Consider the following 15,709-nt stretch of genomic DNA (forward strand, 5'->3'; position numbering starts at 1 on the left):
ACCCCGTCGACGTGGGCTGTCAGTGAGACGAAGTAGTCTTGAGCGCATGCCTGAACGCCGTACCGTCGCACTCGTCACACTCGGCTGCGCCCGTAACGAGGTGGACTCGGAGGAGCTCGCAGGCCGCTTGGAGGCGGACGGCTGGCGGCTCGTCGAGGACGCCACGGACGCCGATGTCGCCGTGGTCAACACCTGTGGCTTCGTCGAGGCCGCCAAGAAGGACTCCGTCGACGCCCTCCTGGAGGCCAACGATCTCAAGGAGCACGGCAGAACGCAGGCCGTCGTGGCGGTGGGCTGCATGGCCGAGCGGTACGGCAAGGAACTGGCCGAGGCCCTCCCCGAGGCCGACGGCGTGCTCGGCTTCGACGACTACGCCAGCATCTCCGACCGTCTGCAGACGATTCTGAACGGCGGCATCCACGCCGCGCACACCCCGCGCGACCGGCGCAAGCTGCTGCCGATCAGCCCCGCCGAGCGCCAGGAGTCGGCCGCCTCGGTCGCCCTGCCGGGGCACGGCCCCGTGGACCTGCCCGAGGGCATCGCCCCGGCGTCGGGACCGCGTGCGCCGCTGCGCCGCCGCCTGGACGGATCCCCGGTCGCCTCGGTCAAGCTCGCCTCCGGCTGCGACCGGCGCTGCTCCTTCTGCGCCATCCCGTCCTTCCGCGGCTCCTTCATCTCGCGCCGCCCGAGCGACGTGCTGAACGAGACGCGGTGGCTGGCCGAGCAGGGCGTCAAGGAGATCATGCTGGTCTCCGAGAACAACACCTCGTACGGCAAGGACCTGGGGGACATCCGCCTCCTGGAGTCGCTGCTGCCCGAGCTGGCCGAGATCGACGGCATCGAGCGGGTCCGGGTCAGCTACCTCCAGCCGGCCGAGATGCGCCCGGGGCTGATCGACGTGCTGACCTCCACCCCGAAGATCGCCCCCTACTTCGATCTGTCCTTCCAGCACTCCGCGCCCGGCGTGCTGCGCGCGATGCGCCGCTTCGGCGACACCGACCGCTTCCTGGAACTGCTCGACACCATCCGGTCCAAGGCCCCGCAGGCCGGCGCGCGCTCCAACTTCATCGTCGGTTTCCCCGGCGAGACGGAGGCCGACCTCGCCGAGCTCGAACGCTTCCTGAACCACGCCCGGCTGGACGCCATCGGCGTCTTCGGCTACTCCGACGAGGAGGGCACGGAGGCGGCGACGTACGACGGCAAGCTCGACGAGGACGTCGTGGCCGAGCGGCTCGCGCACGTGTCCCGGCTGGCCGAGGAGCTCGTCTCGCAGCGGGCCGAGGAGCGCGTGGGCGAGACCGTGCACGTGCTGGTCGAGTCCGTCGGACCGGACGGCGAGGACGGCGACGACACCGAGGACGGGGTGTACGGCCGGGGCGCGCACCAGGCCCCGGAGACCGACGGCCAGGTGCTGCTCACGAGCGGCGCGGGCCTGAGCGTCGGCCGTATGGTCGAGGCGAAGGTGGTCGGTACGGAAGGTGTCGACCTGGTGGCCGAGCCGCTCCAGGGCTCGCTCGCGTGGAGTGAGGAGGCGGGCAGATGACGGGAGTCCCGGCATCCGCTGCGGGCGGCTCCTCCGGCGCGCAGGGGGCCCCGGGCTCCGCCGCCGAAGGACCTGCGGGCGCGGCGGTCTCCGGCGCGCAGGGCGCGACGAGGCCCGCGCGCGGCGGGAAGCTGGCAGCGGCGGCCGTCAACCAGGCCAGCGTCTGGAACGTCGCCAATCTGCTGACGATGCTCCGGCTGCTCCTCGTCCCCGGTTTTGTGGCGCTCATGCTGGCCGACGGCGGCTATGACCCGGTGTGGCGCTCCCTCGCCTGGGCCGCCTTCGCCATCGCCATGATCACGGACCTGTTCGACGGCCATCTGGCCCGCACCTACGACCTGGTCACCGACTTCGGGAAGATCGCCGACCCCATAGCCGACAAGGCGATCATGGGGGCGGCACTGATCTGTCTCTCGGCCCTCGGCGACCTGCCATGGTGGGTGACGGTCGTCATCATGGGCCGGGAACTGGGCATCACCCTGCTGCGTTTCCTCGTCATCCGGTACGGCGTCATTCCCGCGAGCCGCGGCGGCAAGCTCAAGACGCTCACCCAGGGGGTGGCCGTGGGAATGTATGTGCTGGCGCTGACGGGCTGGCTGGCCACGCTGAGGTTCTGGGTGATGGCGGCGGCGGTCGTGCTGACCGTCGTGACCGGCCTCGACTATGTGAGACAGGCCATTGTGCTGCGCAGGCGGGGAATGGCCGAGCGAGCGGCGGTGCTGGAGGACTCGGAAGCGTGAATTCCGCGGCTGCGGATGTGGTGCGACTACTCACCGTGAGGGGCGAGACGCTCGCCGTCGCGGAATCACTCACGGGCGGTCTGGTCGCGGCGGAGATCACCGCGGTCGCCGGGGCCTCGAAGGTCTTCCGGGGCTCGGTCACCGCCTACGCCACCGACCTGAAGCACCGTCTGCTGGACGTCGACGCCGCCCTGCTGGCCCGCAACGGAGCGGTGGACCCGCAGGTCGCGGCCCAGATGGCGGCCGGAGTGCGCACAGCACTCGGCGCCGACTGGGGCATCGCGACGACCGGTGTGGCCGGGCCCGAACCGCAGGACGGCCGGCCCGTGGGCACGGTGTTCGTCGCCGTCGACGGCCCCCTCGGGCCGGGGCCTGGTTCTGCCGGTGGCGGAAAAGTGGAGGCCCTGCGGTTGAACGGTCTGCGTGCGGAAATCCGTATGGAGAGTGTACGGAGCGTACTCGCACTGCTCCTGAAGGAGCTTGTGGGCGAACAGACCGGGAATGAGCGGGCACAGGATACGGAACAGAACGGGGGGTTTTGATGTTTCCAGCCCTTAGTGAACACGACATCGCTCCCCGCACGGCCGCGGCGCTAGGCGGTACGGTGGGGCGAGAAGGATGCGGCTACGCGGTCCGAGGAGGGAGCCACCGATGATTCTGCTCCGTCGCCTGCTTGGTGACGTGCTGCGTCGGCAGCGCCAACGCCAGGGCCGTACTCTGCGCGAAGTCTCCTCGTCCGCCCGAGTCTCACTCGGCTATCTCTCCGAGGTGGAGCGGGGGCAGAAGGAGGCGTCCTCCGAGCTGCTCTCCGCCATCTGCGACGCGCTGGACGTACGGATGTCCGAGCTCATGCGGGAAGTGAGCGACGAACTCGCCCTCGCCGAGCTGGCCCAGTCTGCCGCCGCCACCGAGTCCGTGCCCACGCCGGTTCGGCCGATGCTGGGTTCCGTCTCGGTGACCGGTGTGCCACCGGAACGGGTGACCATCAAGGCGCCCGCCGAGGCGGTGGATGTGGTCGCCGCGTGACCGTCACGCGCTTGGCCCTGTAACGCGACACGTGAGAGGCCCCGGCCGGGGCTCCTCCGGGGAGACCCGGCGGGGCGTGGCCGGGGCCTTCGTGCTGTGCGCGTGTTACGCCCCCTGGGCCGTCGGGGTTCACTTTGCGTCCATTTGCCGGTACCGGGCGGGGCGGTCATGGTGGAGGGACAAGACCGGGTGAACCAACGGAGGCTGTGGATGTACGTCGTCAAGAGTCCGCTGTCCGACGATGCGGACCTCAAGATCGTGGCCGAGGCGCTGCAGGGGGCCCTTGTCGACCTGCTGGATCTCTCACTGGTCGCCAAGCAGATCCACTGGAACATCGTCGGTCCACGCTTTCGGTCGATCCATCTCCAGCTCGACGATGTCGTCGCCACCGCGCGCACCCACTCGGACACCGTGGCCGAGCGGGCGGCCACGCTGGGCGTCCCGCCGGACGGGCGCGCCGCGACGGTGGCCACCGGCAGCGGCATCGGCGTGACGCCCGAGGGCTGGGTCAGGGACGCGGACGCGGTGGGGACGATCGTGGACGCGCTGGCCGCGGTGATCACCCGCATGCGGGAGCGGGTCGCCGCGACCGGGAAGCCGGACCCGGTGACCCAGGACATCCTCATCGGCATCACGGCGGATCTCGAGAAGCACCACTGGATGTTCCAGGCGGAGAACGGGTGATCAGGTCAGCGACATGCGGCCCGTCTGGTAATGGTCCTTCGGTTCACCGGCCGCTGCTGGTTTCGATGGGGAACCTCGTCAGCGTGAACAGGATCAGGAGATCGAGCGTCATCATGGGAATCGCCCACGCCGGATAGTGCGGCACGAACATGAACTGGGTGATCAGACTGATTGCCGCCGCCGCTGCGCCGGCCCCGCGTCCCCAGCTCTTGTCTGCCAGGACCCCTAGGCCGGTGACGATGAGCACCACACCGACGGCGAGGTGAATCACGCCCCAGGTGGTGAGGTCGAACCAGTAGGCGTACTGGGACGAGGTGGAGAACAGGGTGTCCTGCGCGACGCCGGACACACCCATGAGGATGCTGAGCGATCCGCTGAGCGTCATCAGGGCCCCGGCGGCCAAGGACGCGCCGCCGAGTGTGGCGCTGCTGTCCTCTCGGTGTGTCTTGTCGGGTATCGCTGCCATGGCCACCGCCTCTCTGCGCAGCGCGGTCGCGACGCACAATGACCACGCGAAGCCAGCCATGTCTCCCCGCCAGGATGGCTGTGATCGTTCGGTATCGCGACTTCGATCTCGGGCATGCGCAAACGCGCGTGTCGCCGGGAGGCAGAGGTGAATTCGGCCCAGTGGCGAGGGATGTGCCCCCCGCATGGCGTCGTGCGGCGGGCGAGGGGCACACCCGGCATGGGCCAGCCGTGCCAGGGCCTGAGAGGCGCCGAGGCCCAGCACGGTACCCATGCTCATGCTGGCGTCGGCACATCCGACCGTCGACTTGGGCAGGGCATCCGGGCTCACATGCCGATCTCGTGGGTGAGGCCCCTCGGTTCTCGGCCAAGAAGAACCTCATGCGGCGGACGCGTTCCGTTCTGGATGCGGCGTGGGACCAGTCGGGGGACACTCACCAGAGGGACGGCGAATTTTCGGCGTCGGCCGGAAGGAAACCGCAATCCCGTTCCCGGAAAGGTGCTCTGGTGCAGGTCAATGCGTGATCCGAGACTTCACCGCCGGATGTTCCGGGCGGAGAACGGGTGACGGGCCGCTCAGGGGGGCTCGTCCGCCCGGAGGCCGACCGGGTGTGGTCCGGTGCTGCATCGGTGAGCCGTCCATGCGCCTCCACAGCGGGTCGGGCGGCGTTCTAGCGTCCGGCTGGGAGGTGACGGCCATGGTGCGGCGGGCAGTGCGATGGGGGACGGCTCTGGGGCTCGGGGCGGTGTGGTCGTGGGCCGTCGCGCGGATCGTGCTGGGGGCGGACACGGGGGCGCTGGAGGGCGCCGTCGCGGCCGGTGGGTGGGGATTGAGCCTGCTGCCCGTGCACTGCATGCCGAAGGCGGGTGCCGCGGGCGCCGTCGGGCCGGAGCGATGGGTGGCCGCCTGGCGGGCGGGCGCCGTCACCAGGGCATCGCGACCCCCCCGTTCGGACGCAGGATCTGGCCCGTCGTGAACGACGACGCGTCGGACGCCAGGTACAGCACGGCGTGCGCGACGTTCTCCGCCTCGCCGACCCGGCCCAGCGGCGACATGCGGGTCATCAGGGCCTCCGTGTGCGCCTGCGCCGCTTCGTCGTGGCGGGTGGTCATCGGTGTGCGGATCCAGCCCGGGGCGACCGCGTTGACCCGGATGCCGTGCCGGCCGACCTCCGTCGCCAGCGTCTTCGTGAGCTGGACCACGGCCGCCTTCGCCGCGCCGTAGCAGAGCAGCCCGGGGCCGCCGGTGTCCACGGCACCCGAGGCCATGGTGACGATGCTGCCCTTCGAGCCGCGGTCGAGCATCAGCCGTGCCGCCTCCTGGCAGGCGTACAGCACGCCCTTGAAGTTGACGTTCAGGACCCGGTCCAGGTCCTCTTCGCGGGTCTCCAGGACCGGGCTGCTGTGCATGATCCCGGCGATCGCCGCCAGCACGTCCAGGCGCTCGCAGGACCGTACGGCATCCCGCAGCCGGGCCCGGTCGGTGACGTCCAGCGGATGGGTGCGGGCCCTGCCGCCCCGGGCCTCGGCGAGGGCCGCCGTCTCGCGCAGGCCGGCCTCGTCCCGGTCGGCGCAGTGCACGGTCGCCCCCGCCTCGGCGAGCAGCACGGCACAGGCCCGGCCGATGCCGCTCGCGGCGCCGGTGACGAATGCGGTGCGGCCGGTGAGGTCGTACGCGTCGACGGTCATGAAAGGACCGTACGAGCGTTTCTGACGGGTCGTCAATTGCCGCCGCGGGGGCGGATTCCGCGGGCCTGCGCGGAGGCAGGTGCCGGGGCGGGGCCCTGCTGGCAGTTCGGGCACCAGTACGTGGGCCGCTCCCGTGACCCGTCGCCCTGGTCGGCCACCCGGACCTGGGTGCGACAGCGCAGGCAGGGGCGGGGTACGCGGCCGTAGACGAACAGGTCCTGGCCGCGTCGGCCCGTGGTGGTGCGGATCAGCCGGTCGCGGTTGGCCTCCAGGAGCTTCTTGGCGAGGACGGGCAGCTGCGCGGCGCGGTCCTCGGGCAGGGCGCCCACCGGCAGCCACGGGGTGACGCCGAGCAGGAAGCAGAGCTCGCTCTTGTAGACATTGCCGATGCCCGCCAGGTTGCGCTGGTCGAGCAGGGCCTCGCCGAGGGGCCTGGCGGGGTCCGCGAGCAGGTTGGCGAGGGCCGCTTCCGGGTCCCAGTCGGGACCGAGCAGGTCGGGGCCGAGGTGGCCCACGGCGCGGGACTCGTCGGTGGTGCGCAGCAGTTCCAGGACCGGCAGGCGGTAGCCCACCGCGGTGTGCTCCCCGGTGCCCAGGATGACGCGGATCTGGTGCGCCGGGCCGCCGTTCCAGCGTTCGCCGTCGCCGTACACCTTCCAGGCTCCGTCCATGCGCAGATGCGTGTGCAGCGTGAGACCGCCCTCGACGCGGGTGAGCAGGTGTTTGCCGCGCGGGGTGACGTCCAGCACCGTGCGTCCGGTGAGATCGACCGTGGCGTACCTGGGCACCCGCAGGTCGCTGCGGGTCAGCACCCGGCCCGCGAGCGCGCTGTGCAGCCGTCTCGCGGCCTGCCAGACCGTGTCACCTTCGGGCATGGGTCAAGGGTGGCACGACGGTCCTGCCGGCGTCGGCGCGGCTGCCGGCGGCCGTCCGTACGCGGAGCATGCGGCGGGCGTGCCGTCTGCGTGGACCACGCTGGGTGCCCACCGTGTGCGCGGATCGGGCTGCGCGCCTGCGGTGTGCGTGGGGATCACGCTCTGAGGCGCAGGCCGCGCGGGGTCGCCACGAAGCCGGCTCCTTCCAGGAGAGCGCCGACGGGGGAGGTGAGTGCCGCGGCGCCGTTCACGCGCTCCACCGTGACCGTGCCGAGGGCGCCCGCGCGGGCTGCGGCGGCCAGGGCGTCCGCGGCGGCCCGGAGGCGCGGGTCGTCGGCGGGTTCGGTGTCCGCGGCGGCGGGCCAGGCCAGCAGTGTCTTGCCGCCGCGCTCCATATAGAGCGTCAGCTCGCCGTCCACCAGCACCACCAGCGAACCCGCCTTGCGGCCCGGCTTGTGCCCGGCCCCGGTCGGCGGCTCGGGCCAGGAGAGGGCCGAGCCGTAGGCGTTCGCCGGGTCGGCCGCTGCGAGGACGACCGCCCGGGTGTCGGCGGCGGAGCCGCGGGTGCGGCGGTCGCCGTATCCCGCGCCGTACGGCGAGGCCGGGCCACCCCGGGGGCCGCCGTGCCCGGGGGAGGCGAGGTCTCCGAGGTCCTTGGGGGAGACGTAGTCGCCCGGTGCGGTGCGGTTGCCGGGCGGCCAGGGGACGTCTCCCCCGTCAGCCCAGTCGGTTCCGTCCGTCCCGTCGAACGCGGCGGCCGGGTCGAAGCCGGTGGCCGAGGTGCCGCCGGGGGCGCCGAAGTCCCGGAAGTCCTCGTGCCCGAAGCCGGGGGTGCCGTCACCGGCGGATCCCGGGGCGCCGCTCCCCGCGAAGCCATGGAGGCCGCCGTTCGCCGCGCCGGGGCCGGGCAGGCCGTCGCCCCGCTCGCGGGCGTTGGCGACCGCCCGCAGCCGGTCGACGGCCCCGTCCATCGCGAACTGCGCGGCGCCCAGCCCTTCGACGACATAGCCGCGCCGGGCCTGGCCGCTCTCCTCGAAGGCGGACAGGATCCGGTAGACCGCCGAGAAGCCGCCCTCCACGCCCTCGGCGGCCACCGCTCCGCGGGTGACCACACCGTGCCGGTCGAGCAGCGTGCGGGCCAGGGCGTGGGCCCGCACCGTGGTGTCGGGCTCGCGCTCGGGAAGCAGGGACCAGCGGCCCGCGACGGTCGGCGGGCCGGTGCGGGAGACGGGACGGGCGGCGGCCGTCAGGGAGCCGTAGCGACCGCGCGGGACGGTGCGCCTGGCCCGGTGGGCGGTGGAGCCGGCCGTGCGGCCCGAGCCCAGCAGGGAGCGCATCGGGGCGAGCGTGTCGTTCGTCAGCCGCCCGGACCAGGCCAGGTCCCAGACGGCGTCGGCCAGTTGGGGATCCGTGACATCGGGGTGGGTGGTGGCACGGACCTGGTCGCCGATCTGCCGGAAGAACAGGCCGTAGCCGCCGGAGAGGGCGTCCAGCACCGACTGGTGCAGCGCGGTCAGCTCCAGGGGGTGGGGCGGCGGCAGGAGCAGCGGGGCCGCGTCCGCCAGATACAGCGACACCCACCCGTCCTTGCCGGGCAGCGCCCCCGCTCCCGCCCAGACGATCTCGCCGGCCGAGGTGAGTTCGTCGAGCACCGACGCGCTGTAGTTCGCCACCCGCGACGGCAGGACCAGCTTCTCCAGGGCGGACGCCGGGACGGACGCGCCCTGCAACTGCTCGACGGCGCGCACCAGTCCGTCTGCGCCGCGCAGGCCGTGTCCCTTCCCGATGTGCTGCCACTGCGGCAGGAACTGTGCGAGCGCGGGCGGCGGCACCGGCTCCAGCTCGTGCCGCAGCGCGGCCAGCGAGCGGCGGCGCAGCCGGCGCAGCACGGCCGCGTCGCACCACTCCTGGCCGATCCCCGCGGGGTGGAACTCGCCCTGGACGACCCGGCCGCCCGCCGCGAGCCGCTGCAGGGCCCCCTCGGTGACCGCCACGCCCAGACCGAAGCGGGCCGCGGCGGTGGCCGAGGTGAACGGACCGTGCGTGCGGGCGTACCGCGCGAGGAGGTCGCCGAGCGGGTCCTTGACCGGCTCGGTGAACGCCTCGGGCACTCCCACCGGCAGCGCCGTGCCGAGGGCGTCGCGCAGCCGGCCCGCGTCCTCGACCGCCGCCCAGTGGTCGGCGCCGGCGATCCGGACCCGGATGGCGCGGCGGGCGGCGGCCAGCTCCCGGGCCCACCCCGGGTCGGCGCCGCGCTCGGCCAACTCGGCCTCGGTGAGCGGTCCGAGCAGCCGCAACAGGTCGGCCACGCCCTCGACGTCCTTGACGCGGCGGTCCTCGGTGAGCCACTGGAGCTCCCGCTCCAGCTCGGTCAGCACCTCCGCGTCGAGCAGTTCGCGCAGCTCCGCCTGGCCCAGCAGCTCGGCCAGCAGCCGCGAGTCCAGGGACAGGGCGGCGGCGCGCCGCTCGGCCAGCGGGGAGTCGCCCTCGTACAGGAACTGGGCGACGTAGCCGAACAGCAGGGAGCGTGCGAACGGCGACGGTTCGGGGGTCGTGACCTCCACCAGGCGGACCCTGCGGGACTCGATGTCGCCCATCAGCTCGGCGAGCCCGGGGACGTCGAAGACGTCCTGGAGGCACTCGCGGACCGCCTCCAGGACGATCGGGAACGAGCCGAACTCGCTCGCCACCTGAAGCAGTTGGGCGGCGCGCTGGCGCTGCTGCCACAGCGGGGTGCGGCGGCCGGGGTTGCGGCGCGGCAGCAGCAGCGCGCGGGCGGCGCACTCGCGGAAGCGGGAGGCGAACAGGGCCGAACCGCCGACCTGGTCGGTGACGATCTGGTCGACCTCGCCCCTGTCGAAGGCGACGTCCGCCGCGCCGACCGGCGCCTGCTCGGCGTCGTACGCCGTGGACGCCTTCATGGGTTCCTGGTCGAGCAGGTCGAGGCCCATCAGATCGGCGTCGGGCAGGCGCAGCACGATGCCGTCGTCGGCGTGCATGACCTGCGCGTCCATGCCGTACCGCTCGGACAGGCGGGCGCCGAGCGCGAGCGCCCACGGGGCGTGCACCTGCGCCCCGAAGGGGGAGTGGACGACGACGCGCCAGTCGCCCAGCTCGTCGCGGAAGCGCTCCACGACGATCGTCCGGTCGTCGGGGACGTGACCGCACGCCTCGCGCTGCTCGTCCAGGTAGGACAGGACGTTGTCCGCGGCCCAGGCGTCGAGGCCCGCGGCGAGCAGCCGCAGCCGGGCGTCGTCCTTCGGGAGCGAGCCGACCTCGCGCAGGAACGCGCCCACGGCGCGGCCCAGTTCGAGCGGGCGGCCCAGCTGGTCGCCCTTCCAGAAGGGCAGCCTGCCCGGCACGCCGGGCGCCGGGGAGACCAGGACGCGGTCGCGGGTGATGTCCTCGATGCGCCAGGAGCTCGTGCCCAGCGTGAAGACGTCCCCCACGCGTGACTCGTAGACCATCTCCTCGTCGAGTTCGCCGACCCGGCCGCCGCCCTTCTTCGGGTCCGCGCCGGCGAGGAAGACCCCGAAGAGCCCCCGGTCGGGGATCGTGCCCCCGGAGGTGACGGCGAGCCGCTGCGCGCCGGGGCGGCCGGTGACCGTCCCGGCGACCCGGTCCCACACCACGCGCGGGCGCAGCTCGGCGAAGGCATCGGACGGATAGCGGCCGGCGAGCATGTCCAGGACGGCCGTGAACGCCGACTCCGGGAGCGAGGCGAAGGGGGCGGCGCGGCGCACGGTGGCCAGCAGGTCGTCGACCTGCCAGGTGTCCAGCGCCGTCATGGCGACCAGCTGCTGCGCAAGGACGTCCAGCGGGTTCGCGGGGACCCTCAGCGACTCGATGGCGCCGGTGCGCATCCGCTCGGTGACGACGGCGGCCTGCACCAGGTCGCCGCGGTACTTCGGGAAGACCACGCCGGTGGAGACGGCGCCCACCTGGTGGCCCGCGCGGCCGACGCGCTGCAGACCGGAGGCGACGGAGGGCGGCGACTCCACCTGGACGACAAGGTCGACCGCGCCCATGTCGATGCCCAGTTCGAGGCTGGAGGTCGCCACCACGGCGGGCAGCCGGCCCGCCTTCAGGTCCTCCTCGACCAGAGCGCGCTGCTCCTTGGAGACCGAGCCGTGGTGGGCGCGGGCGATGACCGGGGGCGCGCCCTGGGCCGCGCCCGAGCCGCCCATCAGCTGGGCGGGGGAGTGGTGCTCCTCCAGGGGCTCGCCGGTCGCCCGCTCGTAGGCGATCTCGTTGAGCCGGTTGCACAGGCGCTCGGCGAGGCGCCGGGAGTTCGCGAACACGATCGTCGACCGGTGGGCCTGCACCAGGTCGGTGATCCGCTCCTCCACATGCGGCCAGATCGACGGCCGCTCCGCGCCCTCGGCGCCGTCGGCGACCGGGGAGCCGACCAGTTCGCCCAGGTCCTCCACCGGGACGACGACGGAGAGGTCGAACTCCTTGCCGGACTCCGGCTGGACGATCTCCACCTTGCGGCGCGGCGAGAGGTACCGGGCCACCTCGTCGACCGGGCGGACGGTCGCCGACAGGCCGATGCGGCGGGCCGGCCGGGGCAGCAGCTCGTCCAGCCGCTCCAGGGAGAGCGCGAGATGCGCGCCGCGCTTGGTGCCCGCGACCGCGTGCACCTCGTCCAGGATCACCGTCTCGATGCCGGTCAGCGCGTCGCGCGTGGCCGAGGTCAGCATCAGGAACAGGGACTCGGGAGTGGTGATCAGAATGTCCGGCGGGCGCGTGGACAGGGCACGGCGCTCGGCCGCCGGGGTGTCGCCGGAGCGGATGCCCACCTTGACCTCGGGCTCGGGCAGGCCCAGGCGCGCGGACTCGTGCCGGATGCCGGTCAGCGGGCTGCGCAGGTTGCGCTCGACGTCGACCGCGAGGGCCTTGAGCGGTGAGACGTACAGCACGCGGCAGCGCTTCTTCGGATCGGCCGGCGGCGGGGTCGAGGCCAGCTGGTCCAGGGCGGCGAGGAACGCGGCCAGCGTCTTGCCGGAGCCGGTCGGGGCGACCACCAGCACGTCGGAGCCCTCCCGGATGGCCTGCCACGCGCCCGCCTGGGCCGCGGTGGGCGCGGAGAACGCTCCCGTGAACCAGCCGCGGGTCGCGGGGGAGAAGCCGCCGAGGGCTCGATGTGCGGAGCTGACCATGCGTCCATCCTGCACCCGACCACTGACAATCGTCCTGACCTGGGCAAATGGTGCAGCGGGGCGCAGCTGCGCCGGGCTTCGGCGGGTACGCGGCCGCCGCGACCGCACCGACGGCGGCGTGACGGACAATGACCGCATGGCGGGTTCGGGTGAACTGGCGCGGCACTGGCGGTACGAGGAACTGCCCGGTGTCGACCTGCTGCGCGCCCGCTACATCAGCAAGACCTTCGTCCGGCACACCCACGAGCACTTCGTGATCGCGGCCATCGCCGACGGCGTCGAGGTCTTCCACCACCGCGGGTCGGACGTCCGCGCCGGAGCGGGAGCGCTGGCGCTGGTCAACCCGGACACCGCGCACACCGGCCGGGCGGGCGTCCCCGAGGGCTGGCGGTACGGCGCGGTCTACCCGTCGCCCGACGTGATGGCCGCGATAGCCGCCGAGACCACCGGGATCCGGGGCACCCCCGGCTTCGTCAGCCCCGTCCTTGACGACCCGTACGCGGTCGGCCTCGTCCACCGGGTGCTGCGTGCCGCCGACGAGGGCAACGCGCTCGCCGCCGACACCCTGCTGCGGGTGGCGGTGACCCGGCTGCTGCGGCTGAACGGCGGGCCGATGCCCCGGCACGAGGTGCGAACGGCCGGAGCCCGGATCGCCGCACGCGCGCGTGCCGTGCTGGAGGAACGGATGACCGAGCCGCCCACGCTGGAACGGCTCGCCACCGACCTCGGGACCGGCCCCTTCGCCCTGCTGCGGGCGTTCCGCGACGCCTACGGCATGCCGCCGCACGCCTGGCTGACCGATGCCCGGGTGCGCCGGGCGCGGCGCCTGCTGGACGCGGGTACGACACCGGCCCAGGCCGCCGTCACCGTCGGGTTCACCGACCAGCCGCACCTCAACCGCCACTTCGCCCGGATCGTCGGCGTGCCTCCCGGGGCGTACCAGCGTGAGCGCAAGAACGTACAAGACCCACGACGGCGGCCGCTCGTACTGTCCGAGGTGTGGCAGAACAGACAGCTCTCGCTGACATACGCGCCGAAGGCGGAGGGAAAGCCGATTCCGCCGTCGTCCGGGACGCCCTCGGAGTCGGAGTCGCCGTAGGACTGTCCGGCTTCGCCTTCGGGGTGACCTCGGCCGGCAGTGGACTGAGTGTGCTGCAGACCTGTGCGCTCAGCCTCCTGGTGTTCACCGGCGCCTCCCAGTTCGCGCTCGTGGGAGCGCTGGCGGCTGGCGGCGGCCCGGTCGCGGCCGCGGCGGGCGCCTTCTTCCTGGGCGTGCGCAACGCGTTCTACGGGCTGCGCCTGTCCCAGGTGCTGGCCCTCTCGCGCGTGGCGCGGCCGTTCGCGGCCCAGTGGGTGATCGACGAGACCACCGCCGTGTCGCTGGCACAGCCGACCCGGCGCGCTGCCCGCCTCGGGTTCCTGGTCACCGGGGTCAGCCTCTACGTGCTGTGGAACCTCACGACGCTGCTCGGCGCGTTGGGCGCCGAGGCCATCGGGGACACCGACGCGTGGGGTCTCGACGCGGCCGGACCCGCCGTATTCCTGGCGCTGCTCGCGCCCATGCTGAAGTCCGTGACCGAGCGAGCCGTGGCAAGCCTCGCGGTGCTCCTGGGGCTCGGCCTGCTGCCCGTCCTGCCGGCCGGCGTGCCGGTGCTCGTGGCCGCGCTCGCGGCGCCGCTCGCCCTGTTCGTGGAGGGCCGCCGCGGCGGACGGGCCCGTGGCGACGCCCCTCGTCCCTAGGCCCTGTCGCGCGCACCAGATCAGACGACACCGAACCGCTCGACAGAGGAAGTACGTTGAACACCTGGATCGCCATCGGGGCCACCGCCCTCGGCTGCTACGCGGTCAAGCTCGCCGGGCTGATGGTGCCCGCGGGCGCCCTGGAGCGGCCGCTCGTCAAGCGGCTCGCCGCCCTGCTGCCCGTCGCCCTCCTCGCCGCCCTCACGGCGCAGCAGACGTTCGCCGACGGCCACGCGCTCGTGCTGGACGCCCGCGCGGCGGGGCTCGCGGCGGCCGCCGTGGTGCTGATGCTGCGGGCCCCGTTCCTGCTCGTCGTCGCCGCGGCCGTGCTGGTGACGGCGGGAGTGCGCGCCATGGGCGGCTGACGGCGCGGGGCGCGGGGCGCTGGGCGCCGGGCACGACGGGGCGCCGGGCACGTGGAGAATGCCGGTACGCCGGGAACCACAGGGCGCCGGACTCCGGCCTTGCCCGATCGGCCGCGCACCCCGCCCGCGCGTGGCTTGCTCGCGTCGTTCAACCCACGTGCCGGCCGTGTGCCCTCAGAGTGCGCAGGGCCTCGATCGTGGCCATGGGGCGGGTCTCCAGGGCGGTGCCGGGTGCCCACCGGGGATGGCGGGTCGGCCAGCCGCCGTCCTCCTGCTGTTGCGCGGCGAGGAAGTCCAGCGAGCGCGCCATCTCGTCCTCGGTGAACCACGCGCGCGCGAGCGAACGCGGAGTCCGGGCGAAGTCGTGCGGGAAGTGGGGCTCCCCCGGGGCGGGGCCGGACGCGAAGGGCTGGTCCGGCGCGACGGGGCGGTCCGCCGAGCGGCCCGCATCCAGCGCCGCGAGCCGCTGCGCCCGCACCAGGCGGCCCAGCCGGTCGGCGAGCGCCTGCGCGCGCGGGCGGTCGGGCACGGCGTCCAGGAAGGCCACCGCCGCAGCGATCTCACGGGGGTGGGACTTCTCCAGCGACTCCACGGCCTGCCAGCAGAAGTCCGTGGCCCGGAACAGCCAGGCGTGCCACACCTCGTTGCGGTGCAGCAGGCCGACCACCGGGCCGGTGGCGAGGAGATCGCTCGGCGGGTCGGCCACGACCGGGACGGACGGAGCCGTCGGGTAGCCGCGCCGGCCGGGACCGACCGAAGGCAGGGCCCCGTCCGCTGTGGACACCGACGTCAGATAGCGGCACACGCGCTCCACCCGCTGTCCGCCGCACCGCCCGATGGCGTCCAGGACGGCCAGCGCGTGACCGGTGTGCAGGGGCTGGCTGACCGGGCCGCGCAGATCGGGCTCCAGCGCGTGACCGTACCCGCCGTCCTCGTTGCGGTAGGCGTCCAGTGCCGTCTCCACCGGATCGGCGGCGCCGTTCAGGAAGTGGTACGCGAACAGGCGCTGCTCCAGCACGCGCGCGGTGAGCCAGACGAAGTGCTCGGCGCGGAAGAGCGGGGAGTGCGCCGGCGTCGGGGGGAGTGCGGAAGCTCCGGTTTCGGCCATGCGACAGACCGTAGGGCGGAAAGCGGTCACGGCACGTGGTCCCGGGCAGGGCCCACTCTCAGGGGCGGGATACTGGAATCATGCGGTTGACGGTCTTCTGGCAGCGAATGGCGGACCATTTCGGTCCGGGCAACGCCGACACGTTCGCGCGTGATCACGTCATGGCGGAACTCGGCGGACGCACGGTGCACCAGGCGCTGGACGCCGGCTGGGACGCCAAGGACGTGTGGCGCGTGGTCTGCACCGTCATGGACGTGCCGGGGGAAAGGCGCTGATCGGTCACGAAGACCGGAGGGGGCAGCGGGTTGTCGG

At 73.3% G+C, this 15,709-nt stretch carries 14 protein-coding genes; 9 read left to right on the forward strand and 5 right to left on the reverse strand.

The features are described 5' to 3' along the window. The first annotated feature begins 46 nt into the window (after window positions 1-46). The 5 genes from rimO to CTZ28_RS27375 all read left to right on the forward strand — a co-directional run bounded on the left by rimO (window position 47) and on the right by CTZ28_RS27375 (window position 3,993). The gene (rimO, locus tag CTZ28_RS27355; RefSeq protein WP_121892378.1) at window positions 47-1,543 is read left to right on the forward strand and encodes a 30S ribosomal protein S12 methylthiotransferase RimO; all 1,497 of its coding nucleotides are present in this window, start codon (window positions 47-49) and stop codon (window positions 1,541-1,543) included. Beyond that, window positions 1,540-2,283, forward strand: a complete 744-nt coding sequence (pgsA, locus tag CTZ28_RS27360) for a CDP-diacylglycerol--glycerol-3-phosphate 3-phosphatidyltransferase (RefSeq protein WP_121892379.1) — start codon at window positions 1,540-1,542, stop codon at window positions 2,281-2,283. The genes rimO and pgsA overlap by 4 nt, the downstream gene beginning before the upstream one ends. Next, window positions 2,280-2,825: a CinA family protein gene (locus tag CTZ28_RS27365; protein WP_121892380.1), complete on the forward strand. Its 546-nt coding sequence runs from the start codon at window positions 2,280-2,282 to the stop codon at window positions 2,823-2,825. Before pgsA ends, CTZ28_RS27365 begins: the two co-directional genes overlap by 4 nt. 109 nt (window positions 2,826-2,934) lie before the next feature. Then, complete coding sequence (locus CTZ28_RS27370) at window positions 2,935-3,309, forward strand: helix-turn-helix domain-containing protein (RefSeq protein WP_019981938.1); 375 nt, start codon at window positions 2,935-2,937, stop codon at window positions 3,307-3,309. A 210-nt stretch (window positions 3,310-3,519) separates the two neighbouring features. Further along, window positions 3,520-3,993, forward strand: coding sequence for a Dps family protein (locus CTZ28_RS27375; RefSeq protein WP_121892381.1), 474 nt, complete (start codon window positions 3,520-3,522; stop codon window positions 3,991-3,993). A gap of 43 nt (window positions 3,994-4,036) precedes the next feature. Here the strand turns inward: CTZ28_RS27375 and CTZ28_RS27380 are convergent, their stop codons facing one another. The 4 genes from CTZ28_RS27380 to CTZ28_RS27400 all read right to left on the reverse strand — a co-directional run bounded on the left by CTZ28_RS27380 (window position 4,037) and on the right by CTZ28_RS27400 (window position 12,184). Continuing rightward, window positions 4,037-4,519 carry a DUF7144 family membrane protein gene (locus CTZ28_RS27380; RefSeq protein WP_259471831.1) on the reverse strand — a complete coding sequence of 161 codons (483 nt, stop codon included), beginning with the start codon at window positions 4,517-4,519 and terminating at the stop codon, window positions 4,037-4,039. 863 nt (window positions 4,520-5,382) lie between these two features. Continuing rightward, complete coding sequence (locus CTZ28_RS27390) at window positions 5,383-6,147, reverse strand: SDR family NAD(P)-dependent oxidoreductase (protein WP_121892382.1); 765 nt, start codon at window positions 6,145-6,147, stop codon at window positions 5,383-5,385. Window positions 6,148-6,179: 32 nt separating this feature from the next. Beyond that, window positions 6,180-7,022 (reverse strand): DNA-formamidopyrimidine glycosylase family protein, encoded by an 843-nt coding sequence (locus CTZ28_RS27395; RefSeq protein ID WP_121892383.1) that lies wholly within the window; start codon window positions 7,020-7,022, stop codon window positions 6,180-6,182. Window positions 7,023-7,177: 155 nt separating this feature from the next. Next, a complete protein-coding gene (locus CTZ28_RS27400) occupies window positions 7,178-12,184 on the reverse strand; it encodes an ATP-dependent helicase (protein ID WP_121892384.1) in 5,007 nt (1,668 codons plus the stop codon). Window positions 12,185-12,320: 136 nt separating this feature from the next. Here CTZ28_RS27400 and CTZ28_RS27405 point away from each other — a divergent pair, with 136 nt between their 5' ends. The 3 genes from CTZ28_RS27405 to CTZ28_RS27415 are packed head-to-tail and all read left to right on the forward strand — an operon-like array spanning window position 12,321 to window position 14,289. Further along, window positions 12,321-13,283, forward strand: coding sequence for an AraC family transcriptional regulator (locus CTZ28_RS27405; protein ID WP_121892385.1), 963 nt, complete (start codon window positions 12,321-12,323; stop codon window positions 13,281-13,283). Next, the gene (locus tag CTZ28_RS27410) at window positions 13,184-13,924 is read left to right on the forward strand and encodes an AzlC family ABC transporter permease (protein ID WP_121892486.1); all 741 of its coding nucleotides are present in this window, start codon (window positions 13,184-13,186) and stop codon (window positions 13,922-13,924) included. The genes CTZ28_RS27405 and CTZ28_RS27410 overlap by 100 nt, the downstream gene beginning before the upstream one ends. 56 nt (window positions 13,925-13,980) lie before the next feature. After that, on the forward strand, window positions 13,981-14,289 hold the full coding sequence (locus CTZ28_RS27415) for an AzlD domain-containing protein (RefSeq protein ID WP_121892386.1): 309 nt from the start codon (window positions 13,981-13,983) through the stop codon (window positions 14,287-14,289). Window positions 14,290-14,437: 148 nt separating this feature from the next. On the opposite strand, the gene CTZ28_RS27420 is transcribed toward CTZ28_RS27415, so the two are convergent. After that, on the reverse strand, window positions 14,438-15,397 hold the full coding sequence (locus CTZ28_RS27420) for a hypothetical protein (protein ID WP_121892387.1): 960 nt from the start codon (window positions 15,395-15,397) through the stop codon (window positions 14,438-14,440). A gap of 80 nt (window positions 15,398-15,477) precedes the next feature. Between CTZ28_RS27420 and CTZ28_RS27425 the strand changes: the two genes are divergently transcribed. Then, window positions 15,478-15,672: a DUF3046 domain-containing protein gene (locus CTZ28_RS27425; protein ID WP_121892388.1), complete on the forward strand. Its 195-nt coding sequence runs from the start codon at window positions 15,478-15,480 to the stop codon at window positions 15,670-15,672. The last annotated feature ends 37 nt before the right edge of the window (window positions 15,673-15,709 follow it).

It is taken from the genome of Streptomyces shenzhenensis, from assembly GCF_003688995.1.
Classification (GTDB): domain Bacteria; phylum Actinomycetota; class Actinomycetes; order Streptomycetales; family Streptomycetaceae; genus Streptomyces; species Streptomyces shenzhenensis_A.